Here is a 22,224-nt window from a genome sequence, read left to right as displayed (position 1 = left end):
CCCTATCAAGAAGAAAGAAAAAAGCCGCGTTTTAGCGGCTTTTCAACATTGGTCTAAACTTAAGACAATTTATGCCTTAAGGGCCGCACCAGCTTGATCTACAAGTGCTTTAAAGGCTGAAGGTTCCCGTACAGCAATATCAGCCAACACTTTACGATCAACTTCAATACCGGCTTTTTGAATACCGTTAATGAATTGCGAATAGGTCATCCCATGTTCACGAGTCGCCGCATTAATACGTTGGATCCAAAGCTTACGGAAATCCCGCTTACGCGCGCGACGATCGCGATACGCATAGCGTAAAGCCTTTTCAACTTTTTCGATTGCAATTCTAAAACAATTATTGGCACGACCACGATAGCCTGATGCTAACTTTAAGATTTTTTTGTGTCGAGCGTGGGTCGTAACCCCTCTTTTTACACGAGCCATTATAATTCTCCTTTAAGCATAGGGCATGAAACGACGAATAATCTTTTGATCGGGCTTAGACATGACGACTAAACCACGAGCATTTCGCTTCATCTTTTGAGTTCTTTTGATGAGCATATGCCGTTTACCAGCATACCCCCGGAGAATCTTACCGCTCGCCGTTACACGAAAGCGGCCTTTAGTGCTACTTTTTGTCTTCAACTTGGGCATTTTAACTCTCTTTCTTTAAAAGGTTATAAGGTGGGTAGGCATGCCCGCGTATACACGCGCCAGGCCACCAGAAGTAAGAGGCTTATAACAAGCTTTTTTGACGATTGCAATCATGAAATCGAAATCGTCAAACCCTCTCTTGAAACTATTATTTTGGCGATAGAAGCATAAAAATCTGCTTCCCTTCAAATTTTGGTTCGTGTTCTACTCGAGCTATATCATCTAGATCAGTACACATACGCTTCAACACTTCCATACCGAGCTCTTGGTGAGACAGTTCACGTCCACGAAAACGCATCGAGACCTTAACTTTATCTCCATCTTCAAAAAACCGCTTCATGGCACGAAGCTTGACCTGATAATCATTTTCTTCGATGGTAGGTCGAACTTTAATTTCTTTAATTTCAATGACTTTTTGGTTCTTACGAACAGCAGCCTTTTTCTTCTGCAATTCGTATTTGTACTTACCAAGGTCAAGAATTTTACAAACAGGTGGATCAGCCTGAGGCGAAACTTCAACAAGATCTAAGCCAGCTAATTCCGCACGGCGAATTCCTTCTTGAGTTGTTACGACGCCAATCATCTCACCATTTTCATCAATCAATCGAATCCGAGGTGCTCGAATTCCTTGATTTACTCGTGGGCCATCGTCTAGTTGACCCCTCTCACGAAACGATTTTGTGATGTCTCTCTCCTCTTCTTAATGAATCCAAACTTTAACGATCAAGAGGCATTCGTGCTTCTTGCACAAAATTAGCCAATGCTTGATCAATAGACAGAACTTCCTGGGATTGGCTTCCAAGCCTACGCACCGCTACAGTTCTATCACTGGCCTCACGAGCTCCTACTACACAAATAATAGGATGCTTTGCAAGACTCATTTCACGTATTTTATAATTAATCTTTTCATGACGCAAATCAACCTTTACTCGCAAGCCTGATTTCTTAAAAATTTCGGCTACTTCAAGAGCATAATCGTCTAAATCGTTGGTGATGGGCGTAACTGCAACTTGTACGGGCGCAAGCCAAAGGGGCAATTTACCTGCATAATGCTCTATCAAAATCCCAATAAATCGTTCGAGAGATCCCAAAACAGCACGATGGAGCATAACAGGTCGATGTTTTTTACTATCTTCTCCAATATAGTTGGCATCTAAACGTTCCGGCAAAATAAAGTCTACTTGCCACGTTCCACATTGCCATTCACGTCCAATCGCATCCTTTAAATAAAACTCGAGTTTTGGCCCATAAAAAGCACCCTCACCTGGATTGATGTTAAACTCAACCCCTGCTGCTTTTGTTGCTTGCATAAGCGCTTTTTCCGCGCGGTCCCAAACTTCATCTGTTCCTGCACGCTTTTCGGGTCTATCTGCTAATTTCACATGGAAAGACTCAAAGCCTAAATCACGATAGACAGCACTCAGCAATTCACAGAACTTTTGTGTTTCAGTCACAATTTGATCTTCAGTGCAGAAAATATGACCATCATCTTGCACCATAGAGCGTACACGCATCAATCCATGCAAAGAACCCGACGATTCATTGCGGTGACAATTACCAAATTCAGCTAAACGAATAGGAAGATCCCGATAACTCTTGAGTCCCTGACGAAAAATCTGAATATGACAAGGACAATTCATCGGTTTTAAAACGGAAGTGCGACCATCCACTTCTTCTGTCGCGAACATATTTTCACGAAATTCAGTCCAATGACCAGATGCTTCCCACAAGGACTTATCAACCAAAACGGGCGTATTCACTTCCATATAACCATCCGCTTCAATACGACGTTTAATGTACTGACGAATTTGTTGATAAATGGTCCAACCATTGGGATGCCAAAACACACACCCTGGAGCCTCTTCCTGCAAATGGAAAAGATCCATTTCTTTAGCAATTCGCCGGTGATCGCGCTTTTCAGCCTCTTCCAAAAGAGTTAGATAGTCTTTTAATTGTTTTTCATTGGCCCAAGCTGTGCCATAAACTCTTTGTAGTTGAGGATTTTTGGGATCTCCTCGCCAGTAGGCTCCAGCTAACTTCATGAGCTTAAATGCTTTACCTAAACGCCCTGTTGTCGGCAGATGAGGACCACGACAAAGATCAACAAACTTGCCTTGTTTATAGACCGTTATAGTGTCTGCATCGGGAATACTATCGATAATTTCAGCCTTAAAATTTTCTCCTATAGACTTAAAATAGGGGACAGCGTCTTTACGAGACCACTCTTCTCTAATAATTGGTTCATCTCGATCAACAATTTCCCGCATTTTCTCTTCTAATTTCTCAAGATCTTCAGGAGTAAACGGTTTTTCACGAAAAAAATCGTAATAAAAGCCATTTTCAATGGCAGGACCAATTGTAACTTGAATGTCAGGATAAATTTCTTTAGCAGCTTCCGCTAAAACGTGAGCTGCATCATGACGAAGAAGTTCTAACCCATCAACCGACGTTCGTGTGATAATTTCCAAAGCTGTATCATTTTCTAACGGGCGCGTTAGATCCATCATGACTCCATTAGCTTTTACCGCAACAGCATCACGAGCAAGACCTACACCAATACTTTTAGCTACATCCAAACCAGTGCTATTCTTTGGCACTTCACGAACTGCCCCATCGGGCAAGGTTATTTTAATCACTTAATGTTTCCTCCTTCAAAAACAGAAGGATTATAACTATGGTTTACTATTCATGCTAGGATTTGTTGAAGCTCCTCACAAAAATCTACCGATTTCTTTATATTACTCTATGAACCACAGATAAATTTTTATAGTTTGATTTTTGTTACAAAAAAATACCCCTAAAACTTTCTAGCTTACATTAAGGTAACAAATATTTTTTTCTTAATAACTCATACATTCATTCCCCCCCAAGACTTCTAAAATCGACTTATCAAGAAATATTACATTAACTATAAGCATCTAGTTTGTTGTTTCCTTTTCATTAATCATTTTTATTTAAGCTTTATGTTTATGTTAGAAAACAGGAAGGTAAGGTATGGAACTTAGGTTCATTTTTATTTTTCTAATGCTCTCATTCTTTCTAATATCACTTTCTCTCCACGCTTCAATTATCGATTACACCTCACAAGACTTTACAGTAAAATCTCAACAAATAAGATCAGCCTTCCTAAATTCGAAAAATGGAGGAAAAAAAAATCTCGATGACATCTTTTTAGAAGATACCCTAAAAATTCTCACACCTGACATGACGGATCATCATTATGTTAAAATTGTACAATCGCTTATCCCCTTATCAGACAGACAGCGAAAAAATTTCACCTCTCGATGGAAAAAAAAGTTTGGCGCTGCATTCATACACTATCAACAGAAAGCCTTAATCGGCTATTTTGCATCTTGGTCACGGAAAGAACTCGATGATCTATTCAAATCTTACAATGCATTAATATCACCAGAAGCGAGTCGTTATGAGCGCTATAAACTTTTAGAAGATCTTTACAGCTTAGGACCCAAACAAGTCTTCAGCATACCTAAGCTAGTCCTCCCCATTCTTCAAAACTCAGAATTATTCTTCAAAAGAGAAGTATTGCAGGCATGCAAAAGCATTAATGAGAAACAAAGAAAACAAGTACTCTTATTTATCAAGAAAAACTTTGAGGATTTAACACCTCAAAAATTAAACACCCTCATTCAAACCTGTCAAGGCATAGAACCGACTAATTGGGATAATTTACTCACTCACATTCGGGCCGCAAAAAAAACCTACGGTGACCATATTTCAGAGAGCACAATTTTGCAGACTCTAAAACGGCTAAGCACTCATAATCGTGAAACATTGATGCAATCTATGCAAACCTTACCACAAGATATGGTCAATGATAGAATTTTTGCGCATCTTGCTAAGAAAATGACAGAAATGACTTTTGATTACTGGTTAAATTTACTTAATAACATTAAAGAAATCCATCAAATGATAGAGACTTCTCCAGTCCTTTCTTCCATCCAAACAAGCCAATTAAAAGCATCACGACTAGAACAACAATGGATTCAAGGAATCGATGTGTTGTCCCGTCATTCTTTGACTGTGCAAAGTCAACTGATCGAAAAAGCTCGAAACACTCATAAACTGCATCGCGGAGATTTTAATCCTTTACAATACTTGTACTTTCTCAACAGCATTCCTTCAACTCTTTGGGATGAAATAACCAATCTCATTCATCGCGGACTCAACGAAGCAAAAACTGAACATGAACAAGTTGAGATCTATACCCTGCTCACCACCAATCGTTATTTTCAATTTTACTCACGGTCAGTTATTGAAGAAATTCAAGATATCTTTAATACTCGCATAGCATCACAAGAAAGACTCGATGCTTTAAAAAATTTCTTCATGCGTGTTTATGATCTGAATGAATACTCACACTATGGCAACAATGAAAACGTCATGAATAAGAAAAAAATATCCCGAACATTTCTTGCTATTGAGAAAATATACGAACTTGTCCCTGTGCTTGATAAAAGCACGGATGAGGTTATCTCTGAAGCTAATGATTACTTGGAAAGCCTTCTACCAACAGCTAATGAGACATTTCCACGAACAGCGCTCGCTTCTAATGAAGTAGAGAATGCGCTGCGCACATTAAAAGGGCCCTATATTCATCCCTTAGACAAACCAGCGATTGTCGAAGACGAGAGTTATACTTTTTTGAAGGATGGTCTGCACGTAACTATGAAAGGTTTATTCGCGCGCACGTGGCAATTAATTCAAAAACATGAAAGCGTTGAAAAAGATATCGATACAAAAACTGTTAGAGAGTTATTGTTAAATAACCTAGTTAAGAACCTTGGGCAATGCATTGAAGATGACAACCATCGAGTTTGCAATATTGGAATTTCTGAACGTTTGGTGGTTACATTGCAAGGTCACATTCCAGGCATTATTTTTGATGACGAGCTCTTACCCACTGTTAATGCTTTTACAGCACAATTTTTGCTGGGTAAAAACGAAGAAATAAAAAAGAAACAAGAAGCTCCTTTAAAGGATCGTACGCAATATTCAGTTGCAATGGTTCAAGAGGGATTAGATCTCGCCAATAAGCTCTATGGCGAAAACTCATCTGAATCAAAAACCATCTGCCAAGATCTAAAGAAATTGTGTGAATTAGAATTTGATGTGCAGCTACAATAAAGTCTTTATTTTCCTGAGTTTAACAACATATGAGCTTCTTCATCCTCTAACCATTGATGATGTTCCAACAATTTCTGAGTTTGCAGCTCAATAATTTCTAGATTGGCTTTTCCTTCTAGAGATTCAATTCCTCGATAATAAAACCCATGAAACTCTAAAGATAGCGATTGAACAAAACTTTCAACTTCTTGAACGAATTCAAGTCTGTCATCCATAAAAATAATCTTATCAATCTGAAGAGGACTTTGTTCTAAAAAATAATGAAGTGCTTGGCGTTTATTCAAAATGCTAGTAAATATTACGCCTTCTTTAAAACAAGCATAGAACGATCCTTCATTCCAAAACCTTACAAAAGATTCTCCAAGAACTTCCCTGGTAAAAGTGAGATCATACTGGCGTAATTCATTTAGACGCCAATCTTCCATGCTCAAGATAGGGCCGAACTTACCCGTATCCATTTTTGTAAAGCCAAAAACATGTGCTCCTTGCGTTTTTAATCGTTCTAAGACTTTCGGCCAATGATTTTCTACTAACATCACTTGTCTTTGCAAACGCCATGCCCCTAAGAGTTCTTCGAAGTTTTGAATAAGATGTTTCTTTACCTTCAATTTATCTATGGGATTAAGAATTCCATTTCCTTGAAATCTAAAAGATGTGGAACGTGGAGTAATAAGTGTGTCATCCACATCAAAAAGAACAAGGGTGCTTTTATTCGCCGAATTTAAGACTGATTGAGCCTCAGTAACACTTTTAACCTTCATGATTCAAAAAACTTCCTTTAACAAGATTTCAAAAGACTTGTCATTAATCCCAAAAGATTCTTGACGTTACAATACTAAACCGCATACCTTTGAATAAAATCAAGAATATTTATAGTTGAAAGAATCACAGAGCATGAGAGGCTTTATCATCCGAAGGGTTTTAATATCCTTAGTTTTATTGATTGGACCTATGAATAATTCACAAGCAGCTATGAAAACACCTCAAAAAACACTCTCTAATGTCGATGTATTTGAAGAAAATAGTCTTAATGAACTTTATGAAACCGTTGCCGATGAAGTCATTAATGTAATCAAGAAAAAACCGAACGCACTTATTATATTACCAACAGGGTCAACGCCCGTTAAACTCTATAAAGCTTTGGTTAAAAAATTTAAAAAAACTCAAGATGTTGATTTTTCAAAGGCTCAATTTTTTAATTTAGATGAATATGTAGGGCTCGAAGAAAATCATCCTTTAAGCTATCAATATTACATGGATACTTATTTTTATGGTCCTTTAAGAGAAATAGATAAAAAAAGAGCTCCACAACCTCAAAATTGTCATTTACCAAAAGTTCCTAAAGAGAGTACCCCCGAAGAAGCAGCGCAGCAATATGAGAGCAAACTTCAAAAAGCAATAACTCAAAATAAAAGCAATGCTATAGATCTCGTTATTTTAGGCGTTGGCGGAGCTTATCCAGAAACAACGTCATTAGGAAAAGTTATTTTAAGAGGAGGACACATTGCGTTTAATGAACCTGGCACTCCTCTGACTACAAGAACGCACGTTGTTACACTTACCGACAAAACAAGACTGGATACTGGGTTTCGTTTTTCTTCTTTAAAGTCGATGATTAAAGAAGGCGAATTCAATGATCGCTTTTCCACAGACGTTCCAAAGCAAGCTTTGAGCATGGGACTTGCAAATATTCTTGAGGCTCAAAGGATAATTGTTTTAGCTACAAGCGACGATAAAGCGCCTGTTATTGAACGTGCGCTGATGCATCCTGAAAATGATGATTTCCCAGCAAGTCATTTGCAACGTCATCAAAATGTTCATTGGTATATTGATCAACCAGCAGCAACTTTAATTGAAGACCAAGAAAGATATTATAATAAGGCTCCTCAAAACCTAGCGGAAATTCTAATCAATAAAGCAAAAGACGAGCAACTGCCCGAAAACAAGAGCATCCTCATTGTTTCTCCTCATCCTGACGATGACGTGATCTGTATGTCTGCGACGCTAGAAAAGTTGCTGACAAAGAGAAATAACATACATGTAGTGTATGCTGTCACAGGCAGTAATGCAGTGAGAACAACTGACAAAACATATCAGGAAGTTTTTCCGCTCGTTGACAAAGAGCATACAACTCTACCTATAGAAGAACGCATTCAATTAGCGAAACAACGCGCGCGGGAAGTCGAAGCAACAAATGCAACAGCCATTTTGGGTTTAAATTCTGATAATCTTATTTTTTTTAAGGCAGAGTACTATAAACGTCGCGGTCTTCCAGGTATAAACGCTCTCCAAGCAAGAGATTTAAATCGCATGAAAGATTTATTAAAAGAAAAGAATCCTGATATTATTTTTTTTGCTGCAGAAAATGATCCTCATGGTGCCCATGGGCTTTCAACACAGCTTATTGCGCAAACGATTAAATCCATGCCCAACGCTCAACGTATTCACTTCTATGGATACCGAGGCGCCTATGCTGAATGGCCCCTTCATACACCTCATTCATTGATGATTGTTTCTTTTAATGAGCTTGAGATGGAGCGTAAAATTTCAGCTATTAGAGCTCATACGTCACAATTAGACCCTCTTTTCCCATCCTTTGATCCACGTCCATTTTGGCAAAGAGCCTATGATCGCAACAAGGAATCAGGAAAAAAATTGAGTCAATTAACAAAAGCTGCTTTTTCTCCATACGCAGAGGTCTTTAAGCATTTTAGTCTTGATGAATTTGTGGCCCAGTATGAATAAACTATGTTCTTACTAATAAGTATGTACACCTTGTGTTAAGACGTCTGGACGCGTTATATAATCACCAAAGGCTTTTATCTTTGAAGATAGATGGATATGTTCCGTATTTATAAGCAGTGGATCCTTTAGATTCATCTCTCTTAAAACAGCCAATATTTTATTTTTTATAAAACGTGTAAAGTAAGGTCCTTCCAAAGCCGCTAATTCACGTACATATCCATCAAAACCAATTTCTTGCATCCGTTTATTCCCCTCAATTATTTTGAAGTTTTTTGTTGTAGGATCTCCTTCTTCAAAAACTTCAGAAGCAATAACACCAAGGATTTTCCAACTTCCATCTTCATTAACCATAGAGACTCCGCCACTATCTCCCACATCTGAGCGCACGGTTCTCTTGGGAGCTTTGATCAAACCTATAGGTTGAGGCAAATCAACACCTTTCCATTGACGGAATGTACGGAACTCACCATCAACATTGTCCATAGTTTTTAATTCTTTTTTTAGAGCTTTAGTAAAACTTGCTAAAGATTTACCATTCAAAATCCCTTCAAGAACAGTTCCTTGAACTTTACTATGTAATTTATTTAAACCAATGACCGTAGGAATTAATTGTCCATTCACATTAGTAGGAATCACAACGGCGTCTTCACCCTGTCGATGGAGCTTAGTTTTTGTGGATAAAAATACGTCCTTAATTTTACCAAAGCTATTACTAATTTGATGCCCTGCTCTTTTTAAAGCGTCCAGAAAAGCAACCTTAGCATCTTTAAATCCACTCGTTCCATAACCAACAACTTTAAGGGGTTTTCCAACTGCCTCTTCATAGGAAAGAGAACTGATAGGTAAAGGAGATACTCCAGTAATTGGTGTGGACAGAAGACCAAAGACAATATCATCTTGCGTAGAAGGTTTTAAATCATAGTTTTTTGGGTAAAATAAAGCAAAAATTTTCCCTTCTTCAGGCTTATAATTGTCGTTTACCATAGTGCGTTGATCAAAAGTGAGAGAATGCCGCAAGAGCGTTCTATTAACTCTATTTGGATCATTTGAAAGTCCGTCAAGAGCACTAAAAGCATGCCTTGCACTAACGAAAACTCTTCCTTGAAATTGAGCGTCTAAGCCTAAAGATAAGGCATCAACAAGTGCTGCAGAGGAAAATGAACGTAAAAATGTTTCCTTAGTATCGCGCTTTTGTCCCATTAAAGTAATGCGTCCTATTCCCGGATGCTTGTACCCGTCAATCAACAAATCACCATGATCCTCAGGATTTTCTGGAAACATAGCATTTGCAGAAATCGATAGAGATAAACAAAATGCAAAGGTCAGTTTATTAATATTTTTCATGGCTTCTCAAATCTCGTTTTTTATATATATGGGAACTATTTTAAAATCCTCAATAGCGACTTTAATTTTGTCCATTGTGTAGGACAGTTAACGTGGAATTGAAACAGCTTATCTTTATGGTTGGAATCAACAAGATATTGAGAACTATATGGATGAAAACAAACTTGTTCGCTTGTATAAAATACCAAATTTTCTAATGCATGTGCTTTGGACAAGACCTGAGCTTTAAACTCATTTTTCTTTTTTACGAAGAGCACGAAGCTTTTGATGATGTTTTTGATGCTCTTTGTAATTAGGGGAAAAAGTGTGTCCTCCTTCACCATTGGCGACAAAATATAAATCCGCTGTCGCCATTGGATTTAAAACGGCTTTTAAAGAAGCAAGACCTGGATTACAGATAGGCTCAGGCGGTAACCCCTGAATCATATAAGTATTATAGGGCGTTAAAATCGTCAGATCATTTCGATTGAGCGGGCGCTCTAGAGTTTTTCCATAGGCTTTTTCTAATCCATAGCTAACTGTCGGATCAGCTTGCAAAGGCATATTCTTTTTAAGACGATTTAAGAAAACAGCAGCGACGCGAGGACGTTCATATCCCAGAGCTGTTTCTTTTTCAACAATAGATGCTAAGATAATAGCTTCTCTAGGATCTTTTAAAGGTAAATCTGGTTTTCTTGTATTCCATGCTTTTTCAAGAGCATCGAACATCGCTTCGTGCATCCGCTCTAACACTGCTTGTCTAGAATCATGATAAGAATAATAATAAGTTTCCGGCATTAAATAGCCTTGCTCTGGAATATTAACGATATCCCCTTCTAGACCTTCAGCTGTCATTAAAATTTTAATAATCTCTTTATTTTTAAGGCCTTCAATAATTGTAATGCGACGCTTTACCGTGCGTCCCTCAATCATTTGTAACATCACGCTTGCAGGTGTTCTTGAGGATAAAAATAAATATTCACCTGCTTTTATTTTAGAAGAATTTCGTCGCAAACGCACATTCACCTCAAAAATGATCCAAGAGGGAATGACTTTTTTCTCTTCAAGCAGCATAGAAAGTTTATGAAGACTAAGACCTTTTGGAATAAGGACCGTTGTTTGAGAAAGCTGGCTTTGCCCCTGATAAAACCCACGCCCCAACCATTCATACCCCCCAAAGAAAATTAAGAGGATGCTAACAATCGTCAGTGCTAAGGAGTATCGCTGCCAATAATGCAGGACCCTATTCAATGGCTCCAAATACTAAGGAAGAGTTTGTACCACCAAAACCAAAGGCGTTGGAAAGAGCATATTTTACTCTTCGTTGTTTGGCTTGATGAGGCACTAAATCAACTTCCTCAGCCCCTTCACAAGGATCATCCAGATTCAATGTTGGAGGAACAACGCTATCTTGAATACTAAGAATAGCAAACACTGCTTCAACACCTCCAGCTGCTCCTAATAAATGACCGATGGCTGATTTTGTGGAAGACATAGAAAGATTTTTGACCTTTTCGCCAAAGAGACGTTTTACAGCACCTAGTTCGATTTCATCTCCCATAGGAGTTGAAGTACCATGCGCATTAATGTAATCGACTTGATCGAGATTAATTTGTGCACGCTTTAACGCCGCCTGCATAGCACGATAAGCACCATTACCATCCGGAGCAGGAGCTGTAATATGGTAAGCGTCTCCTGAAAGACCACCCCCTAAAATTTCAGCGTATATTTTAGCACCACGCCTTTTAGCATGTTCGTATTCCTCAAGAATCACAATACCGGCGCCTTCACCCATGACGAACCCATCACGATTTTTATCCCAAGGTCTTGAAGCTTTTTGTGGTGTTTCATTAAAATTAGTCGAAAGAGCGCGCAAAGCAGCAAAGCCTGCTACACCTATACGACACACAGCTGCCTCCGCACCACCTGCTACCATCACGTCAGCATCACCCATTTGAATAAGACGTGCAGCATCGCTAATAGCATGACCACCCGTTGAGCAAGCAGTCACTACAGAATGGTTGGGACCTTTAAAATTATAACGCATCGCAATCTGACCAGAGGTCAGGTTAATAAGAGACGCAGGGATGAAAAATGGGGAAACCTTCTTTGGTCCCCCCTCATGCAAGATAATGGAAGTATCATAAATTCGTGGAAGACCACCAATTCCTGATCCAACCATCACACCTGTTCTAAAGCAAGATTCATCGTCTTGAGGTTTCCAACCAGAATCCTCCACAGCTTCTACCGCAGCAGCTAAACCATAAAGGATAAAACGATCTACTTTTTTTTGATCCTTGGGGGATAAGTAATCATCAGCATTAAAGTTACCTTCGACTCCTAGATTTCCTTGGGGGACAAGACCTGCGATCTTAGCAGGCATGTCACTTATATCAAAGATATCAATTTCTTTAATACCAGATTCGGCGTTAATGAGCCTTTTCCAGGTAGACTGGACTGTTGCTCCTAGAGGAGTAACAAGGCCAAGGCCAGTGATTACAACTCGACGCATGGGATAATCTCGCTTCGTTGTTGAATAAAAAAAGGAACGCTACTATTCCAACACCTTAAGCAGCGTTTTGGTGTTCCTTAATATAATCAATAGCTTTCTGAATTGTTGTAATCTTTTCAGCAGCATCATCAGGAATTTCAATACCAAATTCCTCTTCAAAAGCCATAACCAATTCAACAGTATCTAAACTGTCTGCACCCAAATCGTCTACAAAGCTTGCTGATGGGGTCACTTTCGCTTCCTCAACACCCAAATGTTCAACAACGATTTTCTTTACTCTTTCATTAATGTCGCTCATAAATAATCCTCATTTATTGGATAACCAAGGGTTTTAAACCCTAACTTGTGCTTCTAACAATAGAATGCACCAAAATAGAATAGCTAGATCATAGCCATCCCGCCGTTGATATGCAAGGTTTGTCCAGTAACATACCCTGCTTCATCGCTAGCCAGAAAAACAGCGGCTGCAGCTACATCTTCAGCTGCCCCCATCCGCCCCATAGGAATCGCACTCAATAGCTTTTCCTTTTGGGCCTCTGGTAGAGATCCTGTCATAGCCGATACCATAAACCCGGGCGCGATGCAATTAACAGTTATATTTCTTGACGCAACTTCTGCTGCTAAAGCCTTTGAAAGGCCGATTAAACCAGCTTTTGTAGCGCAATAATTTGTTTGCCCTGGGTTCCCTGTAACGCCTACAATGGACGAAATATTAATAATTCGCCCCCAACGTTGCTTCATCATCCCTCTAAGACACGCGCGCATTAAGCGAAAAGGGACTGCTAGATTCACTTCAACCACATCTTTTAAATCATCATCCTTCAAACGCACCATAAGATTATCGCGGGTAATCCCTGCATTATTGACAAGAATGTCAATTTGCCCCATTTGTTTTTCAGCTTCGGGAATTAACTGCTCTACAGAGGCCGTATCACTCAAATTACAGGGCAAAATATGATAGCGATCCTTCAGTTCAGCTCCTAATTTTTCTAGAGCTTCAACGCGGGTCCCTGTGAGCATTACTGTTGCACCTTGATCATGCAAAGCCTTAGCGATAGAAGCCCCGAGAGCTCCAGAAGCGCCTGTTATTAACGCTTTTTTGCCATTTAAACTAAACATTGTTTTCCTCAAATATTCTTAATATAAGCATCAAGATCTTCAGGCGTATTTAAGCTCAGAGACTCTAGCTCTTCATCAATTCGTTTCGTTAAGCCACTTAATACTTTTCCAGCACCAATTTCAACAATTTTTCGCACACCAGCAGTCTTAAGAGCCAAAATTGATTCACGCCAACGCACCCTTCCAGTTACTTGTTCTACCAAGGCTGTACGAATCTGCTCTGGCTCTTTAACAACTTCGACACTCACATTAGCAAGAATAGCAATATTAGGAGCCATAATAACAGTGTCTTTAAGAACCTCAGCCATCTCAAGAGCAGCTGGTCGCATCAGAGAGCAATGAAATGGAGCACTAACTGGCAAAAGAACCGCACGCTTAATGCCTTTTTGTTTAGCAATCTCTATGGCTCGATCTATGGCTTCTTTATGCCCACTGATAACAACCTGCCCTGGACAATTGTCATTGGCAATTTCACAAGTTTGATCTTGGGCAGCTTCCTGCACTATTTCTTGAGTCTGATCAACGGTAGGGCCAAGAAGCGCCGCCATACCTCCAACTCCCACTGGAACCGCTGCTTGCATTGCCTTGCCACGAATTTTGAGAAGGCGCGCTGTATCAGCTAAACTAAAACTTTCGCCAACCGCGTGAGCAGCATATTCCCCAAGAGAATGGCCGGCTAAGAACTTTGGTTTTTGTCCTGCCTCTTTTTGCAGAACACGCACAATAGCCATGCTTACAGTCATAAGAGCAGGTTGAGTGTTTTCCGTCAGCATTAACTCCTGATCAGGGCCTTCAAAAATGATTTTGGTAAGGTTTTGCTTCAAAACTTCATCAACTTCTTGAAACACTTCTCGTGCGACAGGATAGGCATCATAGATACTCTTTCCCATTCCCACACTTTGAGATCCTTGTCCTGGAAAAACCCATGCAATCATGACGACTCCTTGTGATCTAGTAATAAATTAATGTCAAAGCGTACTCTTCATACTCCGATATTAGAACAATGAAAATATATAAAGAAAAATAAAGTGAGTGGATGCTGACAAAAAAGGCCACCCAGACTATTCACATCTATGGTGGCCCCGTAAAAAAATGAAAAAGACTACTTAAGCTTTGATAGTTCTATCCTAGCGTCCTCAAGAGAAAGAGAGGCAACCGTTCTTTGCTTATGATAAAACTCTTGAAATCCCTTTTTCTCTAAAAGACTGAAATTAAAGTCTGTAAGATATGGATTTAAAGGATGTTGGGTGTCAACTAATGCCAGCATCATATAAGGATCAGAGTTATCTCTTGGGTGCGAGTGTTTGTTACTCGCAAGAAAATCGACATATTTAAGAGAAGTTTGAACGATAAAGTCGTATAAATCAGCCATTCTCTGGACTTTACCTTTATGCCTTTCGCCTGGTTTTGATTGAGTTTCAGGGTGCACGATAATTGGCAAAAGACTCGTAAAGCCCCTATTCCCTTCTCTTTCCAAATTTTCTTCCGACAATGGTCCAGAAACCTCTTTTTTCTTCAATACACCGAGGTTAACAAATAACTCAAGAATATCTTTGTGTTCCTCAGCTTTATACCCTGTCAACACAGGCATAATACCTAGCCCCATAATACCAGAGATTTCTGAATCAACATCTTCAAACACCAAAGCTGTGAAATAATTAAGTTTTGATTGACGTACTAATAAATTTTCAGTCCATGCTTTTGGATCATCTGGGATACCTGCTTTATAAGCCTTGTTTTTAGCAAAAGAGACAATCTTATCTTGATCGCCATCTTGCACGAGACGCACTTTGTGTCCCATCGAGCTTGTTTTAGTCTTTAAAAATTCTTGAACGTCATTTAGACCGAATAAAGTTTCACTAGCCAAAAGAATCGGCGACCATGTTAATAAAATTACGACAACTATCCTGCTAAAAAATGATACACAGCTCATAAGATCTCCTTATAATTTATTATGGCACCGTTAAAATCCAAAAAGAATATCTATGTCAAGATTTTTTAGAAAAAACTTGATGATGAATTTGATCACCAACTACAATACTCAGACGTTTGATGGTCCCTCCAGGTACTTCAAGAACAGCTTTCACCTCTGCACTACGAGGAACAATATACTTTAAAGAATGAGGTTCAGCCTCAGGATACATGTCCACAATCTTTCCATCACTATCGATAAAAATCATATCCAAAGGAATAAGCGTGTTTTTCATCCAAAAACTGGGTTGCCTAGGACTTTGAAAAACAAATAACATTCCTTGATTAAGAGGAAGTTCTTGACGAAACATCAATCCCTTTTCAATAGACTCAGGAGTTATAGCTTGTTCTACATTCATTACAAAAGAACCTCCCTTCGTTTCAATAGTTAAAGGTTCTAAGGCAAGAAGCTTACTCTCAGAGAACCAAATTACTCCTAAGAAAATTAAAAATTTTATATTTCTCAACTGCTCTCTCCACATTTAACATGTTTTTTCTTATCGGATTTATCTCTTACAACACATAAGATCTTTTGATCTAAGATTAGCGTGTTAATCTGATTGAGCAACGAAAAAACCACCTGTGGGAAGGGGACCACAGGTGGTGAACGGTATAGAGAACAGTCGGTGTTAAGCAGTCAGCTTATAGATAATATCTTGAAGGCGTAAACGTTCTTTTTTAAGCTCCCTTACCCTATAATCATTGGGAAGCGGACGCTTCATTTCTAGAGAAAGTCTTTTATTAATTTCATCTTTTCTTTCGAGTAGAGAGACCACGTGCTTTGTAGAAGACATAAGTACCTCCTTTATGTTTGATTTAGGATGACCCTTATGATGATCAATTTAATTGTTATGTATTTTTACATCCAAGTCAAGACATACTAACATGTTGTATTTTATAGATTTTCATCTCTTTTCATTGAAAAATAATAATTATTTTTTTAATTTTGTCTTTCTTGCCCGTAAATATTGTATTAAGTTAATCTTTCATTGTGAAAACCCTTACCACCAAAGGCTTTATCTTATACAAACCTTAAAAATCCTTGATTTTACTAAGAGGGGAAAAGTTTGTCTTGGAATTTATCATACATTTTTTTCTTTCTGCTTTGCTCTTGTTTTAGCTTCAATATCAATCATCTCAACGCCACAACTCTAGAACACCTTTTTCAATTTGAAACTCCACGCACCAACGTTCGTCTTCTCAAAACAACTGATCGTCAAGAAGCTCATGCTGTTGAGAAAAGTACAACGCGTTTCGTGAAAATATTTGACTTCGAAAAAGACAGCGATCCTGCTTATAATTTTAATTTGGTTATTCCAAAGCAAGAAAAAATTTTTGGTTTAACATGTGAGCAAATTGATTCAGCAGAAAATAATTTTTTTCTATACTTGGGTGCTTTCTTAAAAAGAACTGATGAAACTCCTGAAACCTTAATAGGCTTGTTAACAATCAGTAATATTTTTGCATTCCCTACACATGATAGATATTTATCTTTAGACCTTAAATTTCATTCTAAATTTCAAGGACAGGGGTATGGCAAAGAAGTTCTCAGTGCGTTGATAAAGCATCTTAAAACTCATAAAATTCTTCCCACCGATCAGCAAGATTTAACTGCTCAATGCCGTGGAGTTCTTGTTTTGGTTAATTTTCAAAATAAAATCTGCCTTAATTTCTCTCTACTCAAAGGCGACTTTAAGATTGTTAGACTTTACGGTGCACGTATTGAAATGGTTTCTCCGATTGTACAGATTGAATCTCTCGAAAAATTGGAAAGTTTTAATACGTATGATGAACGTTTTCATGAGGTAGCATATCCTTTGATGATTGATTATCTTCAAAAAAAACCACATGATAAAAAAACCCGTTCTTCTTATGTAAAAGCAAAAAAATCTCTCATACGATTAAGTTGGGACAATTTAATGAGGACACCAATCGTTATTGCTGAAGATGGTGAAATACTCAGCGAAAATTATTTTCGAAACGAATCAGTATTTATATCAAACGCTCTTTCTCTTTACCCTGAATTAAAAAAATCGATTCCTGAAAAAATTTATCCTATTTTACAAAAAATTATAGAAACAGATCGCTTAGAATTAGAAAAAATACGCAAGGATTTATTTAGAGACATGAATGTTGATCAAAAGAAACGCTATACAAAATTTATGAAGCGTCTACAAAGAGCGTCGTTTATTCTTAAACTACGAACAAAAAAGGAATGACTTATTCAAAAGAAGACAAAGGTTGCACAATCCATCCCCCCCCTAAAAGACGGTTATCATCATAGAAGACACATGCTTGTCCTGGCGCAACACCATATTCCGGCTGTTTAAAAATCACTTCAGCATATCCCTTATCTTTAAAAATAAGAGTTGCTGGAAAAGGTTCTTGAGATGAGCGAAATTTCACGGTCATTGCAATGGCTTCATTTGGAGAAACACTCTCCCCTAACCAGTTTAGATCTTTCAGCACAACGCCTTTGCAAGCTAAAGCTTCTTTGGGTCCCACAATTACCTGATGTTTTTCGGGATCAAGACGCACCACATAAAGAGGCTCACTATGAGAAATTCCCAGTCCTTTTCGCTGTCCAACAGTATAGTTGATGATACCTGTATGTTTCCCCAGCACTTCACCATTCATAGAGACGATGTCTCCAGACTCTAAAGCTCCAGGACGCAGTCTTTCAACAATGCGTGCATAATTTCCATCGGGAACAAAACAGATGTCTTGACTGTCGGGTTTTTCAGCTATTCTTAAATTAAAACGTCGTGCATGATCTCTGGTTTCTGTTTTCGATAATCCACCTAAAGGAAAACGTATATAGGATAATTGATCTGGAGTAGTCGCAAACAAAAAATAACTTTGGTCTTTGGTTGGATCAACTGCTCGATACATTTCAGGACCTGCTTTTCCTAATTGCCATTGAACATAATGACCTGTAACTAAAGCATGCCCCCCTAAATCACGAGCCATTGTATACATATCTTGAAATTTTACAGTTTGATTACAACGCACACATGGCACAGGGGTTTCACCCATTAGATAACTATCGACAAATTCATTAATCACCGATTCTTTAAAACGTGATTCATAATCAAGGACATAGTGGGGAATACCTAGTTTTTCAGCAACAGTACGTGCATCATAGATATCAAGACCTGCGCAACAAGCCTTCTTACGTTGAATTGTTTCTCCATGATCATAAAGTTGCATTGTAAGCCCCACAACATCATACCCAGCTTCTACTAAAAGAGCTGCTGCCACAGAACTATCAACACCCCCTGACATGGCCACGATAATGCGTGTATCCTTCGGATCACGATTTAAGTGCAATATATCTGTCATTGATCAAACTCATCTCCCCAACTCAAGGCGCGTGCTTGACGATAAATGGGGTCTTTTTTACTAAACGTACTACGCTTTATCCCATCTTGAGTGCAAAAATCAACAATCACATGACCGGATCTTCTTATAGGCGACTTAATCACACGAGATTTCGAAGAAGAAACAGCCTCTTTTACAGCAATAAGATAAGAAAATTTTTCATCTTCCATCATTAAACTCCCTCCCTTGAGAGAACGATGGGCTTCAGTGCGCGACAAAGTAATGGAAAAATGACACCAGTCTTTACCCGACAATGGACAAATCTTATTATGAGGACAAGGAGCTAATATATGAGCGCCTGATTTGATCAAAAAATCCCGCGCTCTCATTATATTCTGATAACCTTTAGGTGTTCCAGGTTCAACAATAACAAAAGCTTTATTGGTTACGGTCCACGCTTTCTGTAACAAACTGTTTTGCTCATGCTCTTTGAATTCTCCAAGACTATAGGACATAAGAACAAGATCATGAGCGTTAATGTTCAATAGCCTCAAATCTTCTTTATGCCAATGAACCCAGGGGCGATCAAAAAGAAATTGCTTACCAAGATCAAGCATAGCTAAATTTTTTTCAACAAGAGTAAAAGATTTTATATGAAAAATTTCTTGAAAAGCCCATATGCTCGTACCTGGGCCAGCGCCAAAATCCAAAACAGTTTCAAAAGCCTCAGAATATTTTTTTAACTCACATAGAACATATCTCAAGGCTGCATAAGTTGCAGGTAAGCGAGCAAGCGCATAGGCAATAGCTTCATCTTTGCTTGTTTTACTTGCTGTACCTCTTCCCTTTCGATATCTTTCAGATAATTTTTCGTGGGCTTTTATAATGGATGATTTTCCAAGGTCTCGCTGAAGCTCATGCAATTTGCTCTTAAGGGCTAAAGGTAAATGAGGCATCAAGGATAATTACTCAAGCCCGCTCTTCGAGCCAAGCCATTTGAATCGCTTCTAGTATCTTTTCATTAGAACGATTTGGGTCATCTGCAAAATTGGGTAGATTTTGCACCCACTTCCATAAATCAGTGAAACGAACATGCAAGACATCCACATCTGGATACTGCTCCTCTAGAGCAACAGCGATATCATATATATCCGTCCATTTTAATTGCATTTTAAGATTCAACCATCATGTTGCGCGTTGCAGCAGGTAACTTTACAACCAAACCATCTAATTCATCTGTCATGATAATCTGACATCCTAATCGGGATGTATGGGTAAGACCAAAAGCTAAATCCAACATATCTTCTTCATCTTCAGTTGCTGGAGATAAAACGTCATACCAATCTTCACCCACAATAACATGGCACGTTGAACACGCCAAAGATCCTTCACAGGCCCCTTCCAGGTCGATATTGTTCTGATGAGCAATTTCCAGGACTGAAAGTCCTAACGGAGCATCAATCTGTATTTGCTCGCCATTTTGTTTAATAAAAGTAATCTTTGCCATGCTTTCCTCGTTACTAAAAATCTTAAATTGCGCCACCTTCCCAAAATTAAACACCAAAGTCTATAGTTTTCTATAAAATCAAAGCGTATCAATGTTCTTGGTTGCCACATGGCGATCTAAAGCTTTATTAACTCTTTTCAAAGCAAACCCTTGACTCGTCTTTTCTAACTTTACAGTTTCTTCACGGATAAGAACCCTATTTTCATCTTTAAGAGCTTGTTTAAGAGCGTTTACTTGCAGTTCAATATTGCACCTCTCATGATCACTTAATAACTCTCTATCTACAATCATAGCTTCATTTAAATGCTTAAGAAGGGCATCAGCTTTAAAGCGCGCTTCAATTAAAAGTCTTTGCTCCATATCTTCTTTTCCATGAGCTAGTCCTTTTAAAATCATAGATTTCATTTCATCTTCACTGAGACCATAGGTAGGTTTTATTTCAATGCTCTGCTCTATTCCCGTATTTTTCTCGTAAGCACTCACTGTCAACAATCCATCAGCATCCATCGTAAATTTAACATTAACCCTTGCCTGTCCAGCAGGTAGAGGTGGAATACCTTGCAGTTCAAATTTGGCTAAAGAGCGGCAATCTTCGACCATCTCTCTTTCACCTTGAACTACGTGCAAAAGAATTGCCTGTTGACCATCTTGATATGTTGTAAATTCCTGAGATTTTGAGATTGGAATTGCTGAATTTCGAGGAATCATCTTTTCTACAATGCCCCCCATGGTTTCAATGCCTAAAGATAGAGGAGTCACATCGAGGAGTAGAGCATCCGTATGTCCACCTGAAAGTGCATCAGCTTGAATAGCTGCTCCATAAACAACAGCCTCATCTGGGTTAATATCTTGAAGGGGCGACTTACCAAAGTAAGATTTTACAGCTTCAACAACCAATGGCATACGCGTAGACCCCCCAACCAATACAACTCCTTCAATATGCTCTGGAGCAACTTTTTGATCAGATAGAACTCGACGACAAATCTCTATCGTCTGATTAATCAGTGGATCAGCAATTTCAGCAAACTCATCACGACTTAAACGATGGGCTGAGTCACGCCCATCAAGACTAAACCCAAAAGGCACTTCCATTTCAAAGGATAAAAGTTCCTTTATATCCCTGGCTTCTTTTAAAAGACGATGATGATCACTTAACGAAAGAGTTTCTTTGATACCATATGCTTCCAATCGTTTGAGAAGAATATGATCAACGATAGCTTGATCTAAATCATCTCCTCCTAAACGAGTATCTCCACCCGTCGCCAAAACTTGAAAAACGCCCTTCGTTAACTTTAGAAGAGTAAAATCAAAGGTTCCACCTCCAAAATCATAAACGGCATAAAGCCCTTCGACACCTTTATCAAGACCATAGGCAAGAGCTGCGGATGTTGGTTCATTCAAAAGCCGGAGGACCTCAAGACCAGCAATCCGTGCTGCATTACGTGTTGCTGTGCGGGCATTCTCATCAAAATAAGCTGGCACTGTAACTACAGCCTTTGTCACAGGGTGCCCTAGAGCATGTTCAGCACGATCACGTAATTCTTTTAAAATTAACGCTGATATCTCAATAGGCGTAAGCAATTGAGTTCCAATTTTGAGTTGCAGTAAAGATCCTTTATTTCGTTCGACTCGAGAAGAAAAAAGAGGGTCATTAAGAGCCTCTTCAGCACTTCTGCCCATGAGCCTCTTAATGGAACGCACATAATATTCTGGATTCGAAATTTCGTAGGTTAAAGCTTTATGCCCAACTCTAAAGCCATCTTCAAGATATGCTACTACGGAAGGAAGAAGACGCTCCTCACCACCTAAAACAATTACTTCTGAGTTTTCTTTATAAGCGACAAGAGAATGAGTCGTCCCTAAATCTATACCGATAGCTGTATAGTGAGCATCCTTTTGATTAGCTTGTGTGTCCCCTGGTTCTGAAATCTCTAAAAACATT

At 38.7% G+C, this 22,224-nt stretch carries 22 protein-coding genes; 3 read left to right on the top strand and 19 right to left on the bottom strand.

All coding sequences use genetic code 11. The features are described 5' to 3' along the window. Positions 1-69: 69 nt before the first annotated feature. The 4 genes from rplT to thrS form a co-directional block, all read right to left on the bottom strand. Complete coding sequence (gene rplT / locus GQ61_RS07820; protein ID WP_085784794.1) at positions 70-429, bottom strand: 50S ribosomal protein L20; 360 nt, start codon at positions 427-429, stop codon at positions 70-72. 12 nt (positions 430-441) lie between these two features. Next, a complete protein-coding gene (gene rpmI / locus GQ61_RS07815) occupies positions 442-639 on the bottom strand; it encodes a 50S ribosomal protein L35 (protein WP_085784793.1) in 198 nt (65 codons plus the stop codon). Positions 640-787: 148 nt separating this feature from the next. Then, positions 788-1,324: a translation initiation factor IF-3 gene (gene infC, locus GQ61_RS07810; protein ID WP_085784792.1), complete on the bottom strand. Its 537-nt coding sequence runs from the start codon at positions 1,322-1,324 to the stop codon at positions 788-790. Between the two features lie 31 nt (positions 1,325-1,355). Then, complete coding sequence (thrS, locus tag GQ61_RS07805; protein ID WP_085784791.1) at positions 1,356-3,275, bottom strand: threonine--tRNA ligase; 1,920 nt, start codon at positions 3,273-3,275, stop codon at positions 1,356-1,358. 358 nt (positions 3,276-3,633) lie between these two features. On the opposite strand from thrS, the gene GQ61_RS07800 reads away from it, so the two are divergent. Further along, positions 3,634-5,784, top strand: a complete 2,151-nt coding sequence (locus GQ61_RS07800; protein ID WP_085784790.1) for a hypothetical protein — start codon at positions 3,634-3,636, stop codon at positions 5,782-5,784. 5 nt (positions 5,785-5,789) lie between these two features. On the opposite strand, the gene GQ61_RS07795 is transcribed toward GQ61_RS07800, so the two are convergent. Continuing rightward, entirely contained in the window at positions 5,790-6,545 is a 756-nt protein-coding gene (locus GQ61_RS07795; RefSeq protein ID WP_085784789.1) for a DUF2608 domain-containing protein, read from the bottom strand. A gap of 190 nt (positions 6,546-6,735) precedes the next feature. On the opposite strand from GQ61_RS07795, the gene GQ61_RS07790 reads away from it, so the two are divergent. Continuing rightward, positions 6,736-8,529, top strand: a complete 1,794-nt coding sequence (locus tag GQ61_RS07790; protein WP_198157322.1) for a 6-phosphogluconolactonase — start codon at positions 6,736-6,738, stop codon at positions 8,527-8,529. A gap of 12 nt (positions 8,530-8,541) precedes the next feature. Here the strand turns inward: GQ61_RS07790 and GQ61_RS07785 are convergent, their stop codons facing one another. The 9 genes from GQ61_RS07785 to GQ61_RS09200 form a co-directional block, all read right to left on the bottom strand. Further along, on the bottom strand, positions 8,542-9,873 hold the full coding sequence (locus GQ61_RS07785; RefSeq protein ID WP_085784787.1) for a hypothetical protein: 1,332 nt from the start codon (positions 9,871-9,873) through the stop codon (positions 8,542-8,544). A gap of 231 nt (positions 9,874-10,104) precedes the next feature. Continuing rightward, positions 10,105-11,103 (bottom strand): endolytic transglycosylase MltG, encoded by a 999-nt coding sequence (mltG, locus tag GQ61_RS07780; protein ID WP_085784786.1) that lies wholly within the window; start codon positions 11,101-11,103, stop codon positions 10,105-10,107. Beyond that, a complete protein-coding gene (gene fabF / locus GQ61_RS07775; protein WP_085784785.1) occupies positions 11,096-12,364 on the bottom strand; it encodes a beta-ketoacyl-ACP synthase II in 1,269 nt (422 codons plus the stop codon). The genes mltG and fabF overlap by 8 nt, the downstream gene beginning before the upstream one ends. A 55-nt stretch (positions 12,365-12,419) precedes the next feature. Next, entirely contained in the window at positions 12,420-12,662 is a 243-nt protein-coding gene (locus GQ61_RS07770) for an acyl carrier protein (RefSeq protein WP_085784784.1), read from the bottom strand. 83 nt (positions 12,663-12,745) lie between these two features. Beyond that, a complete protein-coding gene (fabG, locus tag GQ61_RS07765; RefSeq protein WP_085784783.1) occupies positions 12,746-13,483 on the bottom strand; it encodes a 3-oxoacyl-[acyl-carrier-protein] reductase in 738 nt (245 codons plus the stop codon). Between the two features lie 8 nt (positions 13,484-13,491). Next, positions 13,492-14,418, bottom strand: a complete 927-nt coding sequence (gene fabD, locus GQ61_RS07760) for an ACP S-malonyltransferase (RefSeq protein ID WP_085784782.1) — start codon at positions 14,416-14,418, stop codon at positions 13,492-13,494. 167 nt (positions 14,419-14,585) lie between these two features. After that, positions 14,586-15,416: a hypothetical protein gene (locus GQ61_RS07755; protein ID WP_085784781.1), complete on the bottom strand. Its 831-nt coding sequence runs from the start codon at positions 15,414-15,416 to the stop codon at positions 14,586-14,588. 55 nt (positions 15,417-15,471) lie between these two features. Then, complete coding sequence (locus GQ61_RS07750) at positions 15,472-15,921, bottom strand: DUF192 domain-containing protein (protein WP_198157321.1); 450 nt, start codon at positions 15,919-15,921, stop codon at positions 15,472-15,474. Positions 15,922-16,083: 162 nt separating this feature from the next. Further along, on the bottom strand, positions 16,084-16,248 hold the full coding sequence (locus tag GQ61_RS09200) for a DUF465 domain-containing protein (RefSeq protein ID WP_157111176.1): 165 nt from the start codon (positions 16,246-16,248) through the stop codon (positions 16,084-16,086). Positions 16,249-16,521: 273 nt separating this feature from the next. Between GQ61_RS09200 and GQ61_RS07745 the strand changes: the two genes are divergently transcribed. Continuing rightward, positions 16,522-17,673 carry a GNAT family N-acetyltransferase gene (locus tag GQ61_RS07745; protein WP_085784779.1) on the top strand — a complete coding sequence of 384 codons (1,152 nt, stop codon included), beginning with the start codon at positions 16,522-16,524 and terminating at the stop codon, positions 17,671-17,673. Position 17,674: 1 nt separating this feature from the next. On the opposite strand, the gene mnmA is transcribed toward GQ61_RS07745, so the two are convergent. From mnmA to hscA, 5 genes are all read right to left on the bottom strand, one after another. Continuing rightward, positions 17,675-18,796, bottom strand: coding sequence for a tRNA 2-thiouridine(34) synthase MnmA (mnmA, locus tag GQ61_RS07740; RefSeq protein ID WP_085784778.1), 1,122 nt, complete (start codon positions 18,794-18,796; stop codon positions 17,675-17,677). Further along, on the bottom strand, positions 18,793-19,731 hold the full coding sequence (locus GQ61_RS07735) for a small ribosomal subunit Rsm22 family protein (RefSeq protein WP_085784777.1): 939 nt from the start codon (positions 19,729-19,731) through the stop codon (positions 18,793-18,795). Before GQ61_RS07735 ends, mnmA begins: the two co-directional genes overlap by 4 nt. Before the next feature lie 13 nt (positions 19,732-19,744). Further along, the gene (gene iscX, locus GQ61_RS07730; protein WP_085784776.1) at positions 19,745-19,945 is read right to left on the bottom strand and encodes a Fe-S cluster assembly protein IscX; all 201 of its coding nucleotides are present in this window, start codon (positions 19,943-19,945) and stop codon (positions 19,745-19,747) included. A 1-nt stretch (position 19,946) separates the two neighbouring features. After that, positions 19,947-20,282 (bottom strand): ferredoxin family 2Fe-2S iron-sulfur cluster binding protein, encoded by a 336-nt coding sequence (locus GQ61_RS07725; protein ID WP_085785090.1) that lies wholly within the window; start codon positions 20,280-20,282, stop codon positions 19,947-19,949. Between the two features lie 78 nt (positions 20,283-20,360). Continuing rightward, on the bottom strand, positions 20,361-22,223 hold the full coding sequence (hscA, locus tag GQ61_RS07720; protein ID WP_085784775.1) for a Fe-S protein assembly chaperone HscA: 1,863 nt from the start codon (positions 22,221-22,223) through the stop codon (positions 20,361-20,363). Position 22,224 lies beyond the last annotated feature (1 nt).

Source organism: Candidatus Nucleicultrix amoebiphila FS5 (assembly GCF_002117145.1).
GTDB lineage: Bacteria > Pseudomonadota > Alphaproteobacteria > Caedimonadales > Nucleicultricaceae > Nucleicultrix > Nucleicultrix amoebiphila.
This window is presented reverse-complemented; position numbering and strand designations above follow the sequence as displayed.